The following is a 20,791-nucleotide window of genomic DNA, read 5'->3' on the forward strand; positions in this document are numbered from 1 at the left end:
GCACAGGAGCTGATCGTGATCCCCGGTGGTGGCCAGCCCAACATGCAGCAGCTGCTCCAGCAGGCCCAGAAGATGCAGCAGGACCTGGCGAACGCACAGGAGGAACTCGCCAGGACCGAGGTCGACGGCCAGGCGGGCGGCGGTCTGGTGAAGGCCACCGTCACCGGCGCCGGAGAACTGCGCGCGCTGAAGATCGACCCGAAGGCGGTGGACCCTGAGGACACCGAGACCCTCGCCGACCTCATCGTGGCCGCGGTCCAGGCGGCCAACGAGAACGCCCAGACCCTCCAGCAGCAGAAGCTCGGCCCGCTCGCCCAGGGCCTCGGCGGCGGCAGCGGTATCCCCGGGCTGCCTTTCTAGGCGAGGGGCGTGTCTTTCACCGTGCCCGTCTTTCTTTGGCGGGCATCGGCCAACTAGCGTACGTACTGCAAGGAACCCCAGGAAGGACGGCAGTCCGTTGTACGAAGGCGTGGTTCAGGACCTCATCGACGAACTGGGGCGGCTGCCCGGCGTCGGTCCCAAGAGCGCCCAGCGGATCGCCTTCCACATCCTCCAGGCGGAGCCGACGGACGTACGACGTCTCGCGCAGTGCCTGATGGAGGTCAAGGCGAAGGTCCGCTTCTGCGCGACCTGCGGCAACGTGGCCCAGGAAGAGCTGTGCAACATCTGCCGCGACACCCGCCGCGACCTCTCCGTCATCTGTGTGGTGGAGGAGCCGAAGGACGTGGTCGCGATCGAGCGCACCCGTGAGTTCCGTGGCAAGTACCACGTCCTGGGCGGCGCGATCAGCCCGATCGAGGGTGTCGGCCCGGACGACCTGCGGATACGGGAACTTCTCGCGCGGTTGGCCGACGGGACGGTCACGGAGCTGATCCTGGCCACCGACCCGAACCTGGAGGGCGAGGCCACAGCGACGTACCTCGCCCGCATGATCAAGCCCATGGGCCTCAAGGTCACCCGCCTGGCCAGCGGCCTCCCGGTGGGTGGCGACCTGGAATACGCGGACGAGGTGACCCTCGGCCGCGCCTTCGAGGGGAGACGACTCCTAGATGTCTGACGCCACACTGCACGCGACCGCCCAGGACCCCGACGACTTCGCGGTCCAGATCGCCGACCAGGTCGAGAGCTTCCTGGTGGCCGTCATGGAGGTGGCGAAGGGCGACGAACCCGACTCGGCCGTCCCCTTCCTCCTCCTGGAGGTCTCCCAGCTCCTGCTGGCCGGTGGCCGCCTGGGCGCCCACGAGGACATCGTCCCCGACGAGCGCTACGAGCCCGACACGGGCCCGGACGCCGACGTGGACGAACTCCGCGAGAACCTCGCCCGGCTGCTGGAGCCGATCGACGTCTACTCCGAGGTCTTCGACCCCTACGAGCCCCGCAAGGCCCCGGTCCCGGCCCGTATCTCCGACGACCTGACCGACGTCATCACCGACCTGCGCCACGGCATGGCCCACTACCGCGCGGGCCGCACCTCGGAGGCGCTGTGGTGGTGGCAGTTCTCGTACTTCTCCAACTGGGGCTCCACGGCGTCGGCGACGCTGCGCGCGCTCCAGTCGGTCGTGGCCCATGTCCGCCTGAACCAGCCCCTGGAGGAACTGGACGGCCTCGACACCGACCAGGCGATCGGTGACGAGACGCTGGAGTTCGAGGCGGGCAAGGTGATGGTGGAGGAGATCGCGGCTCCGTTGGGGCTGCGATCCCCGAAGTAGCCGCTATGTGACGCGGGTCATACGAGAAGGCGTCTGAAACGGCGTAATGCGCGGGCACCTGGGGTGGTCTCACTGCACAACGGCCACCCCCGGCCCGTGCCCCCGCCGACTTGGAGCCCCTCGTGCACGTCACCCTCCAACAACCCACAGGCGCCCGCCTGATCACGGCCACGGACCAGGAACTCGCGATCCCCGCGACCCTGCGCTACACCTCCGCCGACCCGGCGGCCGCGCACATCGACTTCCCGCCCCACGTCACGGTCGACGGCGAGGCCACGACGTGGACCTTCGCGAGAGTGCTGCTGGGCGAGGGACTGCGCGCCCCGGCGGGCCTCGGCAACGTCCGTGTCCGCCCGGCCGGTTCGGCCCACACGTACGTCGAGTTCCACGCGGCGCAGGGCAAGGCCGTCCTCAGATTCGCCACGTCGGACCTGACACGCTTCCTGGCCCGCACGTACACGATCGTCGCCGCGGGCGAGGAGACCGCGGGCACGGAACCGGACCAAGTGGCGCTGTTCGGCCAGGAGAGGCTTCACAGGCCCCACAGTCCCTTTCCCACGGCCGTGATCCCGCCCGTCAGGGCCAGCAGCAGCACGAGCATGCGGGCCCGCCGCTCCGGGATCCGGGACGCGAGCCCCCTGCCGACCAGCCCGCCCACCCCCATCGCCCCGATCACCAGAACCCACTGCACTCCCCTGAGCCCCGGCACCCCGTTCGACGCCACCGAGAAGGCGTTCACGATCACGCCGTAGAACATCGCGTTCGGGACGAACTCCCGTACCGTCCAGCCCGCGTTGAGGGCGTAGAGGGAGAACGGCGGGCCGCCCACCCCCGCCGCCGAGTTCATGAACCCGCCCGCCGCGCCCGCGAACACGGCGCCTCGGGTGCCGCGCAGAGCGGCCACCCGAGCACCCCGCATGACGAGGAGCACCGCCGCCGTCACCAGGCCGCCCATGACCAACAGGAGCCAGGGCTGGGGGAGTCGGTGGGTCACCCAGGTGCCCGCCGGGACCGTGCAGGCAGCCGCCGCGCACAGGGGCACCATCGCCCGTGGCCGTACCAGCCGCCATCCGCCGGCCATTCCCACGAGACAGATCGCCCCGGCGGCGCAGTTGGCCAGGGCGACTCCTTGTGCCGGGCCGAGCAGCAGGATCAGCGCGGGCACGGTGACCAGGGCGAAGCCCATTCCCGTGAGCCACTGCACCGAGGAGCCGAGCAGCACGATTCCCGCCAGAAGCACATCTGCCGTCACGGTCATGGTGTACCTCACTCCACCTCGGGTCCGGGAGAACACTCCCTCGTGACCGACCGCCGGAAACGGGATCGTTGATCTCACCAGGTCAACCACTCCGTACCGAAGGAAAACCGCCATGAAGGCCCTGCTCTCCTCCACCCCCGTCCTCTGGTTCCTCTTCCTCTTCAACCTGGTCGTCGCCGCGGCCGCGCCGTTCGTCGTGGACGGAGCGCAGGGCGTCATGACCGCTGTCGGAATGGGCGTGGTGTCGCTCGGCGCCGGGGTCAGCCTCCTGCGCGGAAAGCGACCGAGCGGGCACGGTGCGTGAATTGGGGATCCCCTGTCTCTCCCCTGTATCTCGGCTGCACGGGCCCTAACCAGCGCGAAGAGAGTCTGGAGTCAGTTCACGGCACAGCCTCTCACCGCACTGGAGACAGCGATGACCCGTCGTTCCATGACCAAGCGCGCAGCCATAGTCACCGCGACCGCGATCGTCGCTGTGGGAACCGTCGGAACCGTCGCCGCCACCGCGGGGACGGACGCCCCGAGGCAGCCCACCAAGAAGGCGATCGCGGGCCTGTTCACCACCTGGAACGCCGCCCTGCAGACCGGCGACCCCGAGAAGGTGGCGGACCTGTACGCCAAGGACGCGGTCCTCCTGCCCACCGTCTCCAACAAGGTCCGCACCGACCGCGCCGGCATCGTCGACTACTTCCAGCACTTCCTGGAGAACAAGCCGGTCGGCAACAAGGTCCAGACGATCATCAAGGTCCTCGACAGCGACTCCGCGATCGACACCGGCGTCTACGAGTTCACGCTCACCGACCCGGACACCGGCGCCAAGCGTGTCGTCGAGGCCCGCTACACGTACGAGTACGAGAAGCGGGGCGGCCAGTGGAAGATCGTCAACCACCACTCCTCGGCGATGCCCGAAGGCTGATCTCCACCGTCAGCCCGCCGCCCGGCGCGTCCGCCAGCGCCACGGTTCCGCCGTCGTCGGTCACCAGCTGTTTGACGACGGCGAGGCCAAGGCCCGAGCCGGAGCGTCCGGTCAGGCCCTGACCGCGCCAGAAGCGGTCGAAGGCGCGGGACTTGTCGGCGTCGGACATGCCGGGTCCCTCGTCGAGCACCGACAGCACCACACGGTCCGCCCGGGAATCGACCTCGACGGTGATCCGCCCGCCGTCCGGCGAGACCTCCAGGGCGTTCGAGAGCACGTTGTCCAGCACCTGGTCGAGATGACCGGGGCTGGCCAGCACAGACGGCCGGTCGTCGACAACACTCCCCCTGAGCGCGATGGTGACCCCGCGCTCGTCGGCGGCCGGCCTCCACACCGTCAGCCGTTCGTCCACGATCTCCCTGAGCGGCAACGGCTCCGCGGCCGTCACCTTCGCCTCCGCACGGGCCAGGACGAGAAGGCCGTTGACCAGGCGGCTCATACGGACCACTTCCGCCGTCGCCTGCTCCACGTCCTCCCGTACGAACTCGTCGTCCACGCCGTCCGCGATGTTGTCCAGCGACAGCCGCAACGCGGTCAAGGGCGTCCGCAGTTGATGAGACGCGTCCGCCACGAAGATCCGCTGCGAGGCCACCAGCGTGTCCAGGCGTTCCGCGCCCTGGTTCAGGGTGCGGGCGAGCGTCTGCGTCTCCGGCGGGCCCGTCACCGGGGAACGTGCGGTCAGGTCGCCGTCGCTGAACTTGCTGGCCATCGCGTTGAGTTCGCGCAGGGGGGCGGTGATACGGCGGGCGGCGTACGCCCCGATCGCGGCGGCCGCGGCCAGCACCAGCACGGCGAGAGCGGCCCGGAAGCCCCAGATCTGCCACAGCCGCCTGGTCATGTCCGAGGTCGAGTAGACGATCCGTACGGCGGCGTCGCCCTCGGCGGGCACGGTGACCTTCAGATGCTTGCCCCACACGAAGTCCGAGCCCCAGTCGGTCGTCGGCTCGTTCTTCTCCAGGGCCCGGGTCAGCGCCGCGTCCGGGGTGGGGGTCGGCAGCTTCGGGTCACAGTCGGCGGTGGGGGTCACCTCGACGTCGCGGTACGCCTTGGCCACCTTGGTCAGTGCCTCGCACGAGGCCCTGTCACCGTTGCCCAGCAGCAGCGCCATGGTGTTCGCCTCGCGCAGGACCGACTGCCTGGTGTCGTCGCGCAGCTGCTTGGTGAGCGTGAAGGCGACCGGGACGGTGAACAGGAAGATGGCCACCGCGACCAGCAGGATGTAGCTCCGGATGAGCTGCCGGTTCATGAGACCCCGTCGTCCTCGGCGATCTCCAGCCGGAACCCCACTCCCCGGACCGCCTCGATGACGACCGCCCCGGCGAGCTTGCGCCGCAGCGCCGCCACATGCACGTCCAGTGTCTTGGTCGGCCCGAACCAGTTCGCGTCCCAGACCGCCTCCATGATCTGCTCGCGCGACATCAGCGCACCCGGTTCCTCGGTGAGGAAGGACAGCAGGCCGTACTCCTTGGGCGCCAGGGACACCTCCTCGCCGTCGAGGCGGACCCGGGCGGCCTTGCGGTCGATGGTGAGGCGGGAGCCGTACGTGTCGGGCCCGGCCGCGGCGACCTCGCCACGGGGCTGGGCGCGCCGCATCACGGCCCGTATCCGCGCGATGACCTCACGGACCCCGAACGGCTTGGACACGTAGTCGTCGGCGCCGAGTTCCAGGCCGACCACCCGGTCCGTCTCGTCGCTGCGCGCGCTGATCACGATGATCGGCACGTCACCGCGCCCGCGCAGTGCCTTGCACACGTCGAGGCCGTCGGTGTCGGGCAGACCGAGATCCAGGAGTACGACGTCGTAGGGGCCCTCGTGGCTCAGCGCGGCGCCGCCGGTGGAGACCCACTCGACCTCGAACCCGTACCGGACCAGACCACGTCTCAGGGACTGGGCGACCGGTTCATCGTCTTCCACCAGGAGTACGCGCACAGTCGCACCCTAATGCTTGAAACTTAATTCACAGCTGTCACATGGACCCCACGTCGCCGTGTGACGCGGTGCACTTTTCCCGAGGTCTCCGGATGGGCATGCGCTGACCTGGGCGTCCGAACTCCGCGATATCTCACGATGCGATACCGCAGAGGTGAAAATCGGGCGCTCGTTAAACTGAGCCGACACACACGGACTGAGCGAGGAGCGCACGTGGGCCTTGTCGTGCAGAAGTACGGAGGCTCCTCCGTAGCCGATGCCGAGGGCATCAAGCGCGTCGCCAAGCGAATCGTCGAAGCGAAGAAGAACGGCCACCAGGTGGTCGTCGTCGTTTCCGCGATGGGCGACACGACGGACGAGCTGATCGATCTCGCCGAGCAGGTATCTCCCATGCCTGCCGGGCGTGAGTTCGACATGCTGCTGACCGCCGGAGAGCGTATCTCCATGGCGCTGCTGGCCATGGCGATCAAAAACCTGGGCCACGAAGCCCAGTCCTTCACCGGCAGCCAGGCAGGCGTCATCACCGACTCCGTCCACAACAAAGCCCGGATCATCGACGTCACGCCCGGCCGTATCCGCACCGCGCTCGACGAGGGCAACATCGCCATCGTCGCCGGCTTCCAGGGCGTCAGCCAGGACAAGAAGGACATCACCACGCTCGGGCGCGGTGGCTCCGACACCACGGCCGTCGCCCTCGCCGCCGCGCTCGACGCCGAGGTGTGCGAGATCTACACCGACGTCGACGGCGTGTTCACCGCCGACCCGCGCGTGGTGACGAAGGCGAAGAAGATCGACTGGATCTCCTTCGAGGACATGCTGGAGCTCGCGGCCTCCGGCTCCAAGGTGCTGCTCCACCGCTGTGTGGAGTACGCCCGCCGCTACAACATCCCGATCCACGTCCGGTCGTCCTTCAGCGGGCTGCAGGGCACGTGGGTCAGCAGTGAGCCGATCGAGCAAGGGGACAAGCCGGTGGAGCAGGCCATCATCTCCGGTGTCGCGCACGACACCTCCGAGGCCAAGGTCACGGTCGTCGGCGTGCCCGACAAGCCGGGCGAGGCCGCCGTGATCTTCCGCACGATCGCGGACGCGGAGATCAACATCGACATGATCGTGCAGAACGTCTCCGCCGCCTCCACCGGGCTGACGGACATCTCCTTCACGCTCCCCAAGGCCGAGGGCCGCAAGGCCATCGACGCCCTGGAGAAGAACAAGGCCGGCATCGGCTTCGACTCGCTGCGCTACGACGACCAGATCGGCAAGATCTCGCTCGTGGGCGCGGGCATGAAGACCAACCCGGGTGTCACGGCCGACTTCTTCACCGCCCTGTCCGACGCCGGCGTGAACATCGAGCTGATCTCGACCTCCGAGATCCGTATCTCGGTCGTCACCCGTGCCGACGACGTGCCCGAGGCGGTCCGTGCCGTGCACAGCGCCTTCGGTCTCGACTCCGACAGCGACGAGGCCGTGGTCTACGGAGGCACCGGGCGATGACCCTTCGTCCGACGCTCGCGGTCGTGGGCGCGACCGGAGCCGTCGGCACGGTCATGCTCCAGATCCTGTCCCAGCACGCGGACATCTGGGGCGAGATCCGACTGATCGCCTCCCCGCGCTCGGCCGGCCGCAAGCTGGCCGTGCGCGGGGAGCAGGTCGAGGTGGTGGCCCTGTCGGAGGAGGCCTTCGACGGGGTCGACGTCGCCATGTTCGACGTACCCGACGAGGTGGCCGCGCAGTGGGCGCCGGTCGCCGCAGCCCGCGGTGCCGTCGTCGTGGACAACTCCGGCGCCTTCCGGATGGACCCGGACGTGCCCCTCGTCGTCCCCGAGGTCAATGCGCACGCGGCCCGGATGCGGCCGCGCGGGATCATCGCCAACCCCAACTGCACGACCCTCTCCATGATCGTGGCCCTGGGCGCGCTGCACGCCGAGTTCGGGCTGCGGGAGCTGGTGGTGTCCTCGTACCAGGCGGTGAGCGGCGCCGGCCGGGCGGGTGTCGAGACCCTGCGGCGGCAGCTGTCCATGGTCGCGGGCACCGAGCTCGGGACGCACCCCGGTGACGTACGGCGGGCCGTCGGCGACCACACCGGGCCGTTCCCGGAGCCGGTCGCCCTCAACGTCGTACCGTGGGCCGGTTCCCTGCGCGAGGACGGCTGGTCCTCGGAGGAGATGAAGGTGCGGGACGAGTCCCGCAAGATCCTCGGCCTGCCCGCGCTGCCGGTCGCCGTGACCTGTGTTCGGGTCCCGGTGGTCACCGTGCACTCCCTCACCGTCCACGCCCGCTTCGAGGGCGAGGTCACCGTCCGCAAGGCGCGCGAGATCCTCGCGACCGCCCCCGGGGTCGTCCTCTTCGACGATCCGGCGGCCGGGGAGTTCCCCACCCCCGCCGATGTCGTCGGCACCGATCCCACCTGGGTGGGGCGGGTGCGGCGGGCGCTCGACGACCCCACCGCGCTCGAGTTCTTCGTGTGCGGAGACAATTTGCGCAAGGGTGCCGCGCTCAACACCGCGCAGATCGCGGAGCTGGTGGCGGCCGAGTCGGCGTGACCTTCGTCCGGTGGCGGATCTGTCGTACGCAGTTGTGCCTACGGGAAAAACCCTGGCCGTGGCCGGAACGCTTTGTAGGATCTGTGTGCGACATGTGGTGCGACTAATGGTCCGTACCACTTGATCCCGGCGCCCTGGCGTCCGAAGATTTTCCTCCCCGCTCTCCGCAACCGTGCGAAGGGCGGGGAGCGTCTTTGCGAACGCCCTTTCAGGGGGCGCGGGGATGCATCCGAGGCGTGGGGACGCCTCGGCCATTCAGGACACAGGGGAAGAGCGGGTAGGGCATGAGCGCGTTCGACGCACGGTCAGTTGTGCTGCCTGAGAGAAGATGGACGGTTGCGTACAACCCTCACCGGGGTGAGTGTGTCCAACTGTCGTGGCTCAGGTACTCGACTTCCCTGCCGCGCCGAGCGGCGCGGCTGTCCTCCGGCCCCGCAGGCCCGGGGCGCCCGGTGGCATGCCGGTGATCGCGCCGATGCCCGCAGCGCGGCCCGCCCGCATACCCAGCCAGCGTGACGGCGCCGAGGAAGCGGCGGCAGCCGGTACCACCGTCGACCACCTCACCGAGACCTACCGGGCGCACTACCGCTCGCTGCTGGGTCTCGCCGCGCTCCTGCTCGACGACACCGCCTCCTGCGAGGACGTCGTCCAGGAGGCCTTCATCCGCGTCCACTCGGCACGTAAACGCGTCCGCGACCCGGAGAAGACCCTCGCGTACCTGCGGCAGACGGTCGTCAACCTCTCCCGCTCGGCCCTGCGCCGGCGCATCCTCGGACTCAAGTTGCTGTCCAAGCCGATGCCCGACATGGCGAGCGCCGAGGAGGGGGCGTACGACCAGCTGGAGCGCGACTCGCTCATCAAGGCGATGAAGGGCCTGCAGCGCCGCCAGCGCGAGGTCCTGGTCCTGCGCTACTTCGCGGACATGACCGAGGCCCAGGTCGCCGACACCCTCGGCATCTCCCTGGGCTCCGTGAAGGCGTACGGCTCCCGCGGGATCGCCGCCCTTCGGATCGCGATGGAGGAGCCGGTGTGAGCACGGATCCTGAGGAGCGGCGCCATGAGCCGACGCGGGACGGCCGCCACGAGCCGACCTGGGCGGCTCAGCAAGAGCACAAGCAATCGCACGCTGGGAACGGAACTGTGAACCACGGCCCCGACGATCCGATCTCCACGGGGGAGTTCGACTCGGACGAGCTGGCACTGCGACGGATGCTGCACCAGGCGGTCCAGGAGATGGAGCCGCGTGACGGCACCCTGGACCATCTGCGCAAGGCGGTACCCGCCCGGCGGGCCCGCAAGCGACAGGCCGTGGTCGGCATGGCGGCCGCCGCCCTCTTCTTCGGCACCGCGATCCCCGCCGTCGTGCACGTCTCCTCCACCGGTACCAGCGCCAACACCTCCAACGCCGGGCACGCCTCCCAGATGCAGGGCGGCGCCGGCCAGGGCAAGGAGGAGGAGGGCGGCGAGTCCACCTCAGGCGGTTCCGCGGGCAAGCCCGAGGACAAGGGCACGGGTGAGTCCAAGGACCCCGACAAGGGCAAGTCCGCGGGCGCGAGCACCGGAGCGAGCAGCGGCACCGACCCCTCCACCACGGCCGCCGCGAGCGCCCCGGTCTGTACGGCCGCACAGCTCGGCACCCCGCCGGCGAGCACCGCGGTGCCCGACGCCTCCGGGACGGTCTACGGCACGTTCCACATCACCAACGGCTCCACCGCCGCCTGTACGGTCTCCGGGCCCGGCATCGTGACGCCGACCGCTCAGGGCGCGGCCGACGCGAGCAAGATCAGCGCTTTGCGGCATGTCTCCGGCGACGTGGCGTCGGCCGGGCTGCCCGACCCGTCCCAGGAGGTCTCCCAGCTGCTGCTGCAGCCGGGTTCCTCCTACGACGTGAAGTTCGCCTGGGTGCCCTCCGAGACGTGCCCCACCACGGAACCCTCGACCGACCCCAGCCCCGACCCCACGACCTCCCCGGACGCCTCCAGCAGCGAGGGCTCCTCCACCGGCGGCGACACCGGCACCTCCACCCAGCTCCTCACGGAGGGCGGCACGGCCGACGGGAGCGTCCTGGTGACGAACACGGCGGAGGGCGGCGGACCGTCGGTGTCGACGACGGTGTCCAACGCGTGCGCGGGAGTCGTGTACTGGACGGGTCTGCTCACGTCGTCGTGACGACCTGAGCGGACTTCGAGCGGTGGGTGAACGGGCGTCGGGGGACGCTCGGGTTCAGGCGCTGGCCTTCGCCTGGGGCTGCTCCCGGTCCCGCTCCTGCTGGTCGTCGTCCGGGAGGATCCCCAGCTCCGCGTCCCGGATGAACTCCACCTCGCGGCGCATCAGGCGGAACCACATGAAGACCACGAAGCCGGCGAAGACGAACCACTCACCGGTGTAGCCGAGGTTCTGGAAGGCCTTGAGGTCCAGCCCGCTGTCGGCGGGCGCGGTCGCCGGTACGGCCTTCATCCCGGAGTCACCGGTGTTGAGGGTGACCCACGCGTCGTACACGCCGTACGGCACGAGGTTGATCAGCGAGGCCGCGCTGATCGCCGCGGTCTGCCCGGCCGGAAGACCGCCCTGGGCACTGACGCCGTTGTCGCCGGGGGTCTCCGACGCCTGCAGCGCACCGGTGACGGTGACCTCGCCCTTCGGCGCGGCCGGGGCCTTCGCCGGATCGGGGGTGCCCGGCAGCCAGCCCCGGACCACGGGCAGGGCCTTGCCGGTGTCCGTGCGCAGCAGCGTCAGGACGTAGTAGCCCTCGCGGTCGTCCAGTTGCCGGTCGGGGACGAGCAACTGCCTGTCGTAGCGCCCGCTCGCGGTGACCTGCTTGCCGGAGGTCACCTGATCCACCGGCAGCAGCTCGGCCAGCGGTCGCGCGGCCTCCCGCGCGTCGGTGGTCACCTGCTGCTCGGCGTCCCGGCTCGCCGTCATCCGGTCCTCGAACCGGCTCAGCTGCCACGACCCCATGAAGATGCAGAACGGGATGGCGAGCAGCACGAAGACGTTGATGCCAAACCAGCGGGGCGTCAGCAGAAACCGGTACACACTCCCACGGTACGGGGCCGCCCCGGGGCGCCGGGGCGCGGGGTCAGAACCCCTCCGTCAGGTGCTCCCGGCCCGCCGGGGGCTCGTACGGCTCCGGCCAGAAGTCGGTGATGACGGATATACGGCCGCTCTCGTCCCCGGTGAAGAACGTGATGCCGTACATCTCCTCCAGACCCACCGTGAAGTGGACCCAGGTGACGACCTGGCCCGGTTCGGCGACGATCCGCTCGACCCGCAGATGCCAGTCGCCCGGATACTCACGGTTGAACTCGACGAACCGCTCCCGTCCGCTGATGCGCTCGCGGGTCTGCGGCAGGGTGTAGAGGACGTCCTCGGCCAGCGTGTCCGCGAACCCGGTCCAGTCGCGGGCCTCGGCGAGGGCCCAGAAACTCTCGACGGTCTTGCGCAGATCGGTCATGGGGACGAGTCTGCACCCCGCCACTGACAACGGGCCCTGGCCGGCCTTTCCGACCTGGTCGGACGGGGTTCGGGTAAGTGGCTGGTAGAAGTTTTCCACAGGCTGGGGACCTCGTCTGCGGATTGTCTGTGAAGGCAGGCAGTATGGGGTCATGACTGAGAGCAACGGGTCCGCCGCGGCCGAGCGGAAGTACGACATGCCGGACTGGGAGAAGCGCTTCCGGGCGCCCCGGGTCTCCCTGCCCGACTGGGCGGAGGACGCCCCCGACCGCTCCTTGTTCGTCTCCAACGCCACGGGGACGTACGAGCTGTACGCCTGGGACAGAGCGACGGGCGGACAGCGCCAGGTGACGGACCGGCCGAACGGCACCACGGACGGCGTGCTCTCCCCGGACGGCGCCTGGATCTGGTGGTTCGACGACAAGGACGGTGACGAGTTCGGCGTCTGGCGCCGCCAGCCCTTCGAGGGCGGCGCGGACGAGCTCGCCGCGCCCGGTCTCGAGGCCTCCTACCCGGCGGGCGTGGCCCTGGGCCGGGACGGCCGTACGGCGGTCGTGGGCTGTTCGACCGACGACGAGGGCACCTCCATCCACCTCGTGCGCACCGGCGAGGACCCGGTGGAGATCTACCGGCACCGCGAGTCGGCGGGCGTCGGCGACCTCTCCCACGACGGCTCGCTGATCGCGGTCGAGCACACCGAGCACGGCGACGCGATGCACTCGGCACTGCGCGTGCTGCGCGCCGACGGCACGGCGGTCGCCGAGCTCGACGACACCAAGGGCGGCACCGAGGAACTGGGCCTGGAGGTCCTGGGCTTCGCCCCGGTCGACGGCGACACCCGGCTGCTCATCGGCCATCAGCGGCGCGGCCGCTGGGAGCCGCTGGTGTGGGACGTGGCCACGTGCGAGGAGACCGACCTCGACCTGGACCTCCCCGGTGACGTGGGCGCCGAGTGGTATCCGGACGGCACGGGCCTGCTCATCGCGCACAGCTTCGAGGCGCGCAGCGAGCTCTTCCGGTACGACCTGGCGAGCGGCAAGCTCGAGAAGGTCCCGACCCCGCCCGGTTCGGTCTCCGGGGCGACGGCCCGCCCCGACGGCAGCGTGGAGTATCTGTGGTCCTCGGCCGCCGAGCCGTCGGCGGTGCGCTCGACGACGGGTGAGGTGGTTCTGGACCCGCCGGGTCTGAAGTCCCCTGGTTCGGTGCCGGTGGAGGACGTGTGGGTGGACGGCCCGGGCGGCCGGATCCACGCCCTGGTCCAGAAGCCCGCCGGCACGACAGGGCCGCTGCCGACGGTCTTCGACATCCACGGCGGTCCGACCTGGCACGACAGCGACTCGTTCGCGGCGGGCCCGGCGGCGTGGGTGGACCACGGGTACGCCGTCGTGCGGGTCAACTACCGCGGCTCCACGGGGTACGGGCGCGCGTGGACCGACGCGCTCAAGCACCGGGTCGGTCTGATCGAGCTGGAGGACATCGCGGCGGTCAGGGAGTGGGCGATCGGCTCGGGCCTCGCCGACCCCGAGCGGCTGATTCTCACCGGGGGTTCCTGGGGCGGCTACCTCACGCTCCTCGGCCTGGGCACCCAGCCGGAGGCGTGGGCCCTGGGGATCGCGGCGGTGCCGGTCGCGGACTATGTCACGGCGTTCCACGACGAGATGGAGGCGCTGAAGGCGATGGACCGTACGTTGCTGGGCGGTACGCCGGAGGAGGTGCCGGAGCGCTTCGAGGCGTCGTCTCCCTTGACGTACGTGGACCAGGTCAAGGCTCCGGTGTACATCTCGGCGGGCGTCAACGACCCGCGGTGCCCGATCCGTCAGGTCGACAACTATGTGAAGCGGCTGGAGTCGAGGGGGGCGGTGCACGAGGTGTACCGGTACGACGCGGGTCACGGGTCGCTGGTGGTGGACGAGCGGATCAAGCAGGTGAAGCTGGAACTGGACTTCGCGGCAAGGCATTTGGGGTCGCGGGGGTAGGAACTTCGTCTGCGGGGTGGTGGGGGCTGGTCGCGCCCGCGCGGCGGAGCCGCACATCGACACAGCCCCGCGCCCCTGGGTCGGTGCACTTGAAGTCGGCAGAGCTGTACCCAGCCAGGGGCGCGGGGCTGTGACATCAGCGGCTCCGCCGCGGGGCGCGCCCAGCCCCCACCACCCCGCACCCCGCAACGAACGGCTATGTCCCCGCCCGCTCCCGTCCCCTGCGCCCCAGCAACTCCGCGAGCCCCCGCCGAGTCGCCGCCAGCACCACCCGATCCGCCGCCTGCAGCACATACGTGTCCGGCAGGTCCCACGCCAGTCCCGGAGCGTCCCCGGACTCCTCCCGCGCCAGCACCCGCCAGGACCCCGCCCGAAACGCCTCGCCGACCGTCCGCCCCTCCAGTTGTGGATGCCCGCCCACATCCACCGCCGCGAACAGCAGCACCCGCCGCTCGACCGGAAACGCCCCCAGGATCTGCCGCCCCATCATCGCCCCGGCGAAGGCGGGAGCCGCCAGATGGGAGACACTCCGGCTTCGGGTGGATGCCCGGGGGTGGGCGGCCCGCAGGGTCCGGTACACCGCCGTCGCGAAGTCGTCGTCGTACAGCCGCAGTACCACTCGCAGATCGGGCCGCACGGCCCGGGCGTACAGCACGGCCTCGAGATTCGTCGTGTCCGCGCTGGTCACCGCGAGCAGCGCATGGGCACGGTGGATCTTGGCGGCCTCCAGGACTCCTTCCTGGGTGACATCGCCGAGCACCACCGGCACCCGCAGCCGTCGGGCCGTGGCGAGTCCGCGGGCCTCGGGGTCGGACTCGACGCAGACCACGGGGATGTTCAGTTCCCGCAGCCGCGTCAGCACCCGGGTGCCGATCTTGCCGAGCCCGAGCAGCACGACATGTCCGCCAAGGCCACGAGGCGGTTTGCGCAGGGAGGACGCGGTGCGGAAGGTGCCGAGCGCTTCCAGGACCGCCGCGAGGAGCACCGGAAGGAGCAGCAACCCGGCGAGCCCGGACAGCAGTTGCAGGATCTGTCGCCCGACGGACTCCCCGATCGCGGGGTCGTCGATCGCGAACAGATCGAGCAGCGTCAGGTAGAAGGCACGCAGGGGGTGGATCCCGGTCACCAGCCAGAGCGCGACGGCGAGCGCGAGCACGCATCCCACCATCCCCGCCAGCGACCAGCGCAGCCGTCGCGAGAACAGCGAGGCGAACCACGGCATCACACCCCGCCCGTCGGGCAAGGAGGGCCCGGCGTACGACACCTGCTCCAGCACGACGGTCGCGCGCCCACCGCCGTCCCGTACCGCCGCCGCGTCCGGCAGGAGCGTCGGCCCCTGGTCGCCGCCGGGCCCGGCACTGTCGGTCGGTGAGAGCAGGGCGAGCGTGGCAAGACCCGGGTCGGCGCTCGTCCCGGCCCCGGACGGCGGCCGTTCGACCGCCCGTAGCAGCAGGCCGCCGGTCTGGAGCACCTTGCTGGTGCCGGTCAGGGCGGTGGCGGCCAGCGCGGGCGCGGCCGTGTCGGCGTCGGAGAGCACGGTCGTGGAGGCGTCGAACCCGGAACCGTCGGCCGGGCCGCCCGCCCCCTCGCCGGAGGCCAACGCGGCGGCCTGGTCGAGGAGTTCCTCGATGTGCTGGCCGAGGCGCCGGTTGTAGAGCCGCAGCACGAGCCGCAGCCGGGGGTTGAGGCGGCGGGCGGTGAGGGCGGCACGGATGTTGGTCTCGTCGTCGTCGTACACGAGCGCGAGCGCGTGCGCCCGTTCCACGCCCGCCTCGGCGAGCGCCGCCTCGTTCGGTTCGGCGGCCTCCATCAGCCGTACGCCGCCCGGGGGTTCGGCAGCGGGGGCGGTACCGCTGTTGCCGCCTCCGCCCCCGTTGCCGGTCAGGCCGGCGGCCGCCGTCACCACCCGGTCGAGCAGTGCGGACGCGGCTCGGGCCCGCACGACCACCGGTGGCCGCACGGACCGCTCGGAGGCCGGCACGACGAGCGTGACCTGCTCGCCGTAGACCCCTCTGAGCTCGGCCGCCAGCCGGTGCGCGAGCCCGTCGTCCCCGCACACCACCATGTGCGCGGCCGCGTCGCCCGGCAGCCCTGGACTCTGGTTCGGAACGCTCCCCACAAGGGAGAAGAGTGCCCCACCGTGACGGGAGGTGCCACGGCCGGGGTCCCGGGTGATGTCATGTGGTGGCCAAGCTTCCCCAAGAAATCCCCAAACCTACGCGCACGCTGAGCAAACGGACCTTCACCGCCGTACGCACCAGCAGGGGAACCAGCACCTCACCACCGGAGGGATCCCGGCCGTGGCCGTCACCAAAGCACCTCCGCGCACGCGGGACACCGGCGAGGACCCGCGCCCGGCACCGGACCCGGAGGCGCGGCGCCTCAACTCCCCTCTCCTGCTGACCTTGCTGATGCTCCTGGTGGTGCTGTGCCAGGGCCCGATCCGCGGGGCGCTGGGCGCGCCGGTCATGCAGAGCTGGATGACGGTGTTCGTCGCCGTGCTCGTCCAGGCGCTGCCCTTCCTGGTGCTCGGGGTGCTGCTGTCGGCGGCGATCGCGGTGTTCGTGCCGCCGTCGTTCTTTGCCCGCGCCCTGCCGAAGAACCCCACCCTCGCGGTGCCGGTGGCCGGGATGGCGGGCGTGGTGCTGCCGGGCTGCGAGTGCGCGTCCGTGCCGGTGGCCGGAGCGCTGGTGCGCAGGGGTGTCACCCCGGCCGCGGCGCTCGCCTTCCTGCTCTCGGCACCGGCGATCAACCCGATCGTGCTGACGGCGACCGCCGTCGCCTTCCCGCGCAACCCGGAGATGGTCGTGGCCCGGCTCGTCGCGAGCCTGCTGGTGGCCTGTGCGATGGGCTGGCTCTGGCTGCGCCTCGGCCGCACCGACCTGCTGAAGTCTCCGGCCCGGCACGCGTACGAGGGTCAGGGCAAGGGCGCCGCGTTCTGGGGATCGGTGCGGCACGACGTGATGCACGCGGGCGGCTTCCTGGTCGTCGGCGCGATGGCGGCGGCGACCCTGAAGGCCGTGGTCCCGCAGACGTGGCTGCGTACGGCGGCGGAGAACCCGGTGATCGCCGTGCTGGCCCTCGCCGCCCTCGCCGTGGTGCTGTCGATCTGCTCGGAGGCGGACGCGTTCGTGGCGGCCTCGCTCACCCAGTTCTCGCTCACCGCGCGGCTGACCTTCCTGGTCGTCGGCCCGATGATCGACCTCAAGCTGTTCGCCATGCAGACGGGCACCTTCGGCCGCGCCTTCGCCCTGCGGTTCGCGCCCGCCACCCTCGCGCTGGCGATCGTGGTCTCGGTCCTGACCGGGCTGGTGATGCTGTGAACCGGCAGGCACAGTCGGCGGTCCTGTTCGTCCTCGGCGCGGCCCTCCTGCACGCGGGCCTCACCGACCTCTACCTCCGCTACGTCAAGGCGGGCCTGCGCCCGCTGGTCCTCGCGGCCGGTGTCGTCCTCATCGCGACGGCGCTGGCGACGGCCTGGTACGAGTGGCGGGCCAGAGCCAAGGAGCAGGAACACGCCCACCGCGAACCCCGGGTCTCCTGGCTGCTGGTCCTGCCCCTGTTCGCCCTGATTCTCGTCGCCCCGCCCGCCCTCGGCTCCTACAGCGCGATGCGCACGGGTACGGCTCTGCAGCAGTCGTACGGCTACGCGAAGCTCCCGCAGAGCGGACCCCTGCGGCTCGGCCTCGCCGACTACGCGGGCCGCGCCGTCTACGAGCACGGCCGGGGACTCGAGGGACGGCAGATCGTCATCACCGGGTTCGTCGCCCTGGACCACTCCGGCGCGCCCTACCTGGTCCGCATGGCCCTCAACTGCTGTGCGGCGGACGCCCAGCCGGTCAAGGTCGGGCTGACCGGACAGATCCCACCGGTCCTCAAGCCGGACGGCTGGCTCCAGGTCACCGGCACCTACACGGCCAAGCGGACCAAGGACACGGTGAACGGCGGCCCGATCCCCTACCTCGAGATCACGCAGGCGAAGCCGGTCCCGACGCCGCGCGACCCGTACGACGAGACCTGGAACAACTGACGCTCAGCCCATCAGTGAGGCGAACGCCTCGTCCAGCAGCGTGACGAGGTCGAGGCGCCCGTCGGAGGCCGTCCAGTACTCCAGGGCGATGTTCAGGCAGCCCAGCGCGGCGCCCGCGCGAACGGCCAGGGCGATGGCCGGCGGCCCGCCGGCGCCGGCGCGGTCGGCCAGGGCCTCGGCCAGGGCGGGCCGCCAGCTGTGCTGTTTCTCCAGGTGGCGGGCGCACAGGGACGGTGTGTCGTAGACGAGCCGGGTGGTGGCCAGGGCGCCGGCCGGGTCCTCGTGGTAGCGCCCGATGACCGCGTCCAGGGCGCGCCGCAGCGCCGTCCAGTCGTCCTCGTCGGCCGGCCGGGCCCGCAGCGCGTCGGCGACCTTCCGGTCCTGGCCCTCGAAGGCGCCGAGCACGGCGTCCTCCTTGGTGCCGAAGTACCGGAGGAAGGTGCTGCGGGAGACCCCGGCCGCTGCCGCCAGGTCGTCGAGCGTGACCTTGTCGAACCCCTCGCGGCGGAACAACTCGAAGGCCACCTGGGCGAGTTCGGCCCGTACGGCGGCCCGGGCGATGTCTCTCGTGGTGGTACGCGCGGCTCCGGTCACCCGCCGATCGTATCGCCCGCGCCGGACCGCACTGGCAACTGTAGATCTCAGTCACTAATGTGACACTCAGTTTCACACTGACTGGACCGTCGTAGGAGAGAACCCGGATGACGATGATCGAGATCACCACCCAGGACGGCACCGCCGACGCCTACCTCGCCCTGCCCGACGACGGTCGCCCCCACCCTGCCGTCCTCCTCTACATGGACGCCTTCGGCCTGCGACCTCACCTGAAGTCGATGGCGGACCGGCTGGCCGGGGCCGGATACACGGTCCTCGTCCCCAACGTCTTCTACCGGTACGGCCCCGCCCCGGTCGTCGAACTCCCCGAGTTCATCAACCCCGCCGAGCGGCCGGAGATCATCCAGAACCTCGGTCCCGCCGCGCGCACCCTCACCCCCGAGGGCGCCATGCGGGACGCCGCCGTCTACCTCGACTGGCTGGCCGCATCGCCCCTGACCACCGGAGGTCCGGTCGGTGTGACCGGCTACTGCATGGGCGCCGGCCTCGCCCTGCGCACCGCGGGCACCCACCCCGAGCGGATCGCCGCCGCTGCCGGGTTCCACGGGGCCCGCCTCGCCACGGACGCCCCCGACAGCCCGCATCTCCTCGCCGGACACATCACCGCCGAGCTCTACTTCGGCCACGCCGACCAGGACTCCACCAACCCCGCCGACCAGATCGCCCGCCTGGAGAAGGCCCTCACCGAGGCGGGCGTCGAGCACCGCAGCGAGGTCTACGAAGGGGCCCGCCACGGCTTCACCCAGGCCGACACGGTGATGTACGGCGCGGAGCCGACGGACCGTCACTGGAGTGCGCTGCTGGACCTGTTCGCCCGCAGGCTCTCCAGCTGACCCATACCCGGGCCACGGCCGCGGGTGCGGCGGTGTCAGGCCGACCCGCCTGGCCCTTGCCCCTGCGGGAACCTCCCCCTAGCCTGCAATCTGACGACCCATCAGATACCGGCTAGGGGGCAGGCAATGGCCGTCACCACCGAGAGCGGAACCCGGGACATCCCCAAAGTCATCAGCGTGGACGATCACGTGATCGAGCCCGCGCACCTCTTCGAGACCTGGCTTCCGGCGAAGTACCGGGACAGGGGGCCGAAGCCGCTCACCGCCGGCATCGGGGACCTCGCGTACGTCGGCGGGAAGTACCGGTTCACCACCGATCCCGAAGGCCAGATGACGGACTGGTGGGAGTACGAGGGCGACCTCTTCCCGTACAAGCGGATCATCGCGGCCGTCGGATTCTCACGGGACGAGATGACCCTCGACGGGATCACCCGCGAGCAGATGCGGCGGGGCTGCTGGGATCCGAAGGCCCGGGTGGAGGACATGGAGATGAACCATGTCGAGGCCTCCCTGTGCTTCCCCACCTTCCCCCGCTTCTGCGGACAGACCTTCGCCGAGGCCAAGGACAAGGAGGTCGGGCTCGCCTGTGTGCGCGCCTACAACGACTGGATGGTCGAGGAGTGGTGCGGGGACAGCGGGGGCCGGCTGATCCCGTTGTGCCTGATCCCCCTCTGGGACGTCGACCTCGCGGTCGCGGAGATCCACCGCAACGCCGCACGGGGCGTACGGGCCGTCACCTTCAGCGAGATCCCGACCCACCTGGGGCTGCCGTCGATCCACTCCGGCTACTGGGACCCGTTCTTCGCGGCCTGCGAGGAGACCGGGACGGTCGTCAACATGCACATCGGCAGCAGCTCCCAGATGCCGGCCGCGTCCCCCGACGCCCCGCCGGCCGTGCAGGCATCCCTCTCCTTCAACAACGCCATGGCCTCGATGATGGACTTCCTCTTCTCCGGCGTCCTGGTGAAGTTCCCGCGGCTCAAACTGGCGTACAGCGAGGGCCAGATGGGCTGGATCCCGTACGCCCTGGAACGCGCCGACGACGTCTGGGAGGAGCACCGGGCCTGGGGCGGGGTCAAGGACCTGATCCCGGAGCCGCCGTCGACGTACTACTACCGGCAGATCTTCTGCTGCTTCTTCCGCGACAAGCACGGCATCGAGGCCATCGAGACCGTCGGCGTGGACAACGCGACCTTCGAGACCGACTACCCGCACGTCGACTCGACCTGGCCGCACACCAAGCAGGTCGCGTGGGAACACGTGGCCGGGCTGTCCGAGGACGTGACCTACAAGCTGCTGCGGGGGAACGCGATCCGGATGCTGGAGCTCGGCTTCGACAAGTGACCTATGAAAAGACCCGACCGCTGGCGACGGGGGATGCACCAGCGGTCGGGCTGTGGCCAACACTAACAAGGCCGCAGGAACAGCGGGAGCGGACTGCTCGGCTGCGGGGAGAAGTTGTGATCGGGATC

The 20,791-nt window shown here is 70.5% G+C and carries 21 protein-coding genes and 1 pseudogene; 15 read left to right on the plus strand and 7 right to left on the minus strand.

The window, feature by feature from the left end; genetic code table 11:
- Positions 1–15 precede the first annotated feature (15 nt).
- The 4 genes and pseudogenes from AQJ46_RS33155 to AQJ46_RS52720 form a co-directional block, all read left to right on the plus strand.
- Positions 16–360 (plus strand): YbaB/EbfC family nucleoid-associated protein, encoded by a 345-nt coding sequence (locus AQJ46_RS33155; protein ID WP_059209072.1) that lies wholly within the window; start codon positions 16–18, stop codon positions 358–360.
- 97 nt (positions 361–457) lie between these two features.
- Positions 458–1,057 carry a recombination mediator RecR gene (gene recR / locus AQJ46_RS33160; protein ID WP_020124031.1) on the plus strand — a complete coding sequence of 200 codons (600 nt, stop codon included), beginning with the start codon at positions 458–460 and terminating at the stop codon, positions 1,055–1,057.
- Complete coding sequence (locus AQJ46_RS33165; RefSeq protein WP_057612341.1) at positions 1,050–1,709, plus strand: DUF5063 domain-containing protein; 660 nt, start codon at positions 1,050–1,052, stop codon at positions 1,707–1,709. The genes recR and AQJ46_RS33165 overlap by 8 nt, the downstream gene beginning before the upstream one ends.
- Positions 1,710–1,831: 122 nt before the next feature.
- Positions 1,832–2,230: pseudogene (locus tag AQJ46_RS52720) on the plus strand (SsgA family sporulation/cell division regulator); the annotation flags it as partial.
- Positions 2,231–2,241: 11 nt separating this feature from the next.
- On the opposite strand, the gene AQJ46_RS33175 reads toward AQJ46_RS52720, so the two are convergent.
- The gene (locus AQJ46_RS33175) at positions 2,242–2,967 is read right to left on the minus strand and encodes a sulfite exporter TauE/SafE family protein (protein ID WP_059209074.1); all 726 of its coding nucleotides are present in this window, start codon (positions 2,965–2,967) and stop codon (positions 2,242–2,244) included.
- Between the two features lie 112 nt (positions 2,968–3,079).
- Between AQJ46_RS33175 and AQJ46_RS33180 the strand changes: the two genes are divergently transcribed.
- Together AQJ46_RS33180 and AQJ46_RS33185 are read left to right on the plus strand one after the other, a co-directional pair.
- Positions 3,080–3,271: a hypothetical protein gene (locus AQJ46_RS33180; protein WP_059209075.1), complete on the plus strand. Its 192-nt coding sequence runs from the start codon at positions 3,080–3,082 to the stop codon at positions 3,269–3,271.
- Positions 3,272–3,382: 111 nt separating this feature from the next.
- Entirely contained in the window at positions 3,383–3,883 is a 501-nt protein-coding gene (locus AQJ46_RS33185; protein WP_059209076.1) for an SgcJ/EcaC family oxidoreductase, read from the plus strand.
- On the opposite strand, the gene AQJ46_RS33190 is transcribed toward AQJ46_RS33185, so the two are convergent.
- Together AQJ46_RS33190 and AQJ46_RS33195 are read right to left on the minus strand one after the other, a co-directional pair.
- On the minus strand, positions 3,849–5,189 hold the full coding sequence (locus tag AQJ46_RS33190) for a sensor histidine kinase (protein ID WP_059209077.1): 1,341 nt from the start codon (positions 5,187–5,189) through the stop codon (positions 3,849–3,851). The two genes, AQJ46_RS33185 and AQJ46_RS33190, sit on opposite strands and share 35 nt — an antisense overlap.
- Positions 5,186–5,872, minus strand: coding sequence for a response regulator transcription factor (locus AQJ46_RS33195; RefSeq protein WP_059209078.1), 687 nt, complete (start codon positions 5,870–5,872; stop codon positions 5,186–5,188). Before AQJ46_RS33195 ends, AQJ46_RS33190 begins: the two co-directional genes overlap by 4 nt.
- A gap of 213 nt (positions 5,873–6,085) precedes the next feature.
- Between AQJ46_RS33195 and AQJ46_RS33200 the strand changes: the two genes are divergently transcribed.
- The 4 genes from AQJ46_RS33200 to AQJ46_RS33215 all read left to right on the plus strand — a co-directional run bounded on the left by AQJ46_RS33200 (position 6,086) and on the right by AQJ46_RS33215 (position 10,581).
- Positions 6,086–7,363: an aspartate kinase gene (locus tag AQJ46_RS33200; RefSeq protein ID WP_057612334.1), complete on the plus strand. Its 1,278-nt coding sequence runs from the start codon at positions 6,086–6,088 to the stop codon at positions 7,361–7,363.
- Positions 7,360–8,412, plus strand: a complete 1,053-nt coding sequence (locus AQJ46_RS33205; protein ID WP_059209079.1) for an aspartate-semialdehyde dehydrogenase — start codon at positions 7,360–7,362, stop codon at positions 8,410–8,412. Before AQJ46_RS33200 ends, AQJ46_RS33205 begins: the two co-directional genes overlap by 4 nt.
- 376 nt (positions 8,413–8,788) lie before the next feature.
- Positions 8,789–9,445 (plus strand): SigE family RNA polymerase sigma factor, encoded by a 657-nt coding sequence (locus AQJ46_RS33210; RefSeq protein ID WP_167363050.1) that lies wholly within the window; start codon positions 8,789–8,791, stop codon positions 9,443–9,445.
- A gap of 107 nt (positions 9,446–9,552) precedes the next feature.
- Positions 9,553–10,581 (plus strand): hypothetical protein, encoded by a 1,029-nt coding sequence (locus AQJ46_RS33215; RefSeq protein ID WP_059209080.1) that lies wholly within the window; start codon positions 9,553–9,555, stop codon positions 10,579–10,581.
- A 54-nt stretch (positions 10,582–10,635) separates the two neighbouring features.
- Here AQJ46_RS33215 and AQJ46_RS33220 read toward each other — a convergent pair whose 3' ends face one another.
- Entirely contained in the window at positions 10,636–11,448 is an 813-nt protein-coding gene (locus AQJ46_RS33220; RefSeq protein ID WP_059209081.1) for an SURF1 family protein, read from the minus strand.
- Positions 11,449–11,491: 43 nt separating this feature from the next.
- The gene (locus AQJ46_RS33225) at positions 11,492–11,866 is read right to left on the minus strand and encodes a nuclear transport factor 2 family protein (RefSeq protein WP_059209082.1); all 375 of its coding nucleotides are present in this window, start codon (positions 11,864–11,866) and stop codon (positions 11,492–11,494) included.
- A gap of 151 nt (positions 11,867–12,017) precedes the next feature.
- Between AQJ46_RS33225 and AQJ46_RS33230 the strand changes: the two genes are divergently transcribed.
- Complete coding sequence (locus tag AQJ46_RS33230) at positions 12,018–13,841, plus strand: S9 family peptidase (protein ID WP_059209083.1); 1,824 nt, start codon at positions 12,018–12,020, stop codon at positions 13,839–13,841.
- 196 nt (positions 13,842–14,037) lie between these two features.
- Here the strand turns inward: AQJ46_RS33230 and AQJ46_RS33235 are convergent, their stop codons facing one another.
- Positions 14,038–15,906, minus strand: a complete 1,869-nt coding sequence (locus AQJ46_RS33235) for an NAD-binding protein (RefSeq protein WP_059209084.1) — start codon at positions 15,904–15,906, stop codon at positions 14,038–14,040.
- 235 nt (positions 15,907–16,141) lie between these two features.
- On the opposite strand from AQJ46_RS33235, the gene AQJ46_RS33240 reads away from it, so the two are divergent.
- Both AQJ46_RS33240 and AQJ46_RS33245 read left to right on the plus strand, forming a co-directional pair.
- Positions 16,142–17,164, plus strand: coding sequence for a permease (locus AQJ46_RS33240; protein ID WP_057612327.1), 1,023 nt, complete (start codon positions 16,142–16,144; stop codon positions 17,162–17,164).
- On the plus strand, positions 17,161–17,871 hold the full coding sequence (locus tag AQJ46_RS33245) for a TIGR03943 family putative permease subunit (protein ID WP_059209085.1): 711 nt from the start codon (positions 17,161–17,163) through the stop codon (positions 17,869–17,871). Before AQJ46_RS33240 ends, AQJ46_RS33245 begins: the two co-directional genes overlap by 4 nt.
- 3 nt (positions 17,872–17,874) lie before the next feature.
- Here the strand turns inward: AQJ46_RS33245 and AQJ46_RS33250 are convergent, their stop codons facing one another.
- Positions 17,875–18,465 (minus strand): TetR family transcriptional regulator, encoded by a 591-nt coding sequence (locus AQJ46_RS33250; protein WP_059209086.1) that lies wholly within the window; start codon positions 18,463–18,465, stop codon positions 17,875–17,877.
- Between the two features lie 107 nt (positions 18,466–18,572).
- Here AQJ46_RS33250 and AQJ46_RS33255 point away from each other — a divergent pair, with 107 nt between their 5' ends.
- Positions 18,573–19,319 (plus strand): dienelactone hydrolase family protein, encoded by a 747-nt coding sequence (locus AQJ46_RS33255; RefSeq protein ID WP_059209087.1) that lies wholly within the window; start codon positions 18,573–18,575, stop codon positions 19,317–19,319.
- A gap of 126 nt (positions 19,320–19,445) precedes the next feature.
- Positions 19,446–20,663, plus strand: coding sequence for an amidohydrolase family protein (locus tag AQJ46_RS33260; RefSeq protein ID WP_059209088.1), 1,218 nt, complete (start codon positions 19,446–19,448; stop codon positions 20,661–20,663).
- Positions 20,664–20,791 lie beyond the last annotated feature (128 nt).

The organism is Streptomyces canus (assembly GCF_001514145.1).
Lineage (GTDB): Bacteria > Actinomycetota > Actinomycetes > Streptomycetales > Streptomycetaceae > Streptomyces > Streptomyces canus.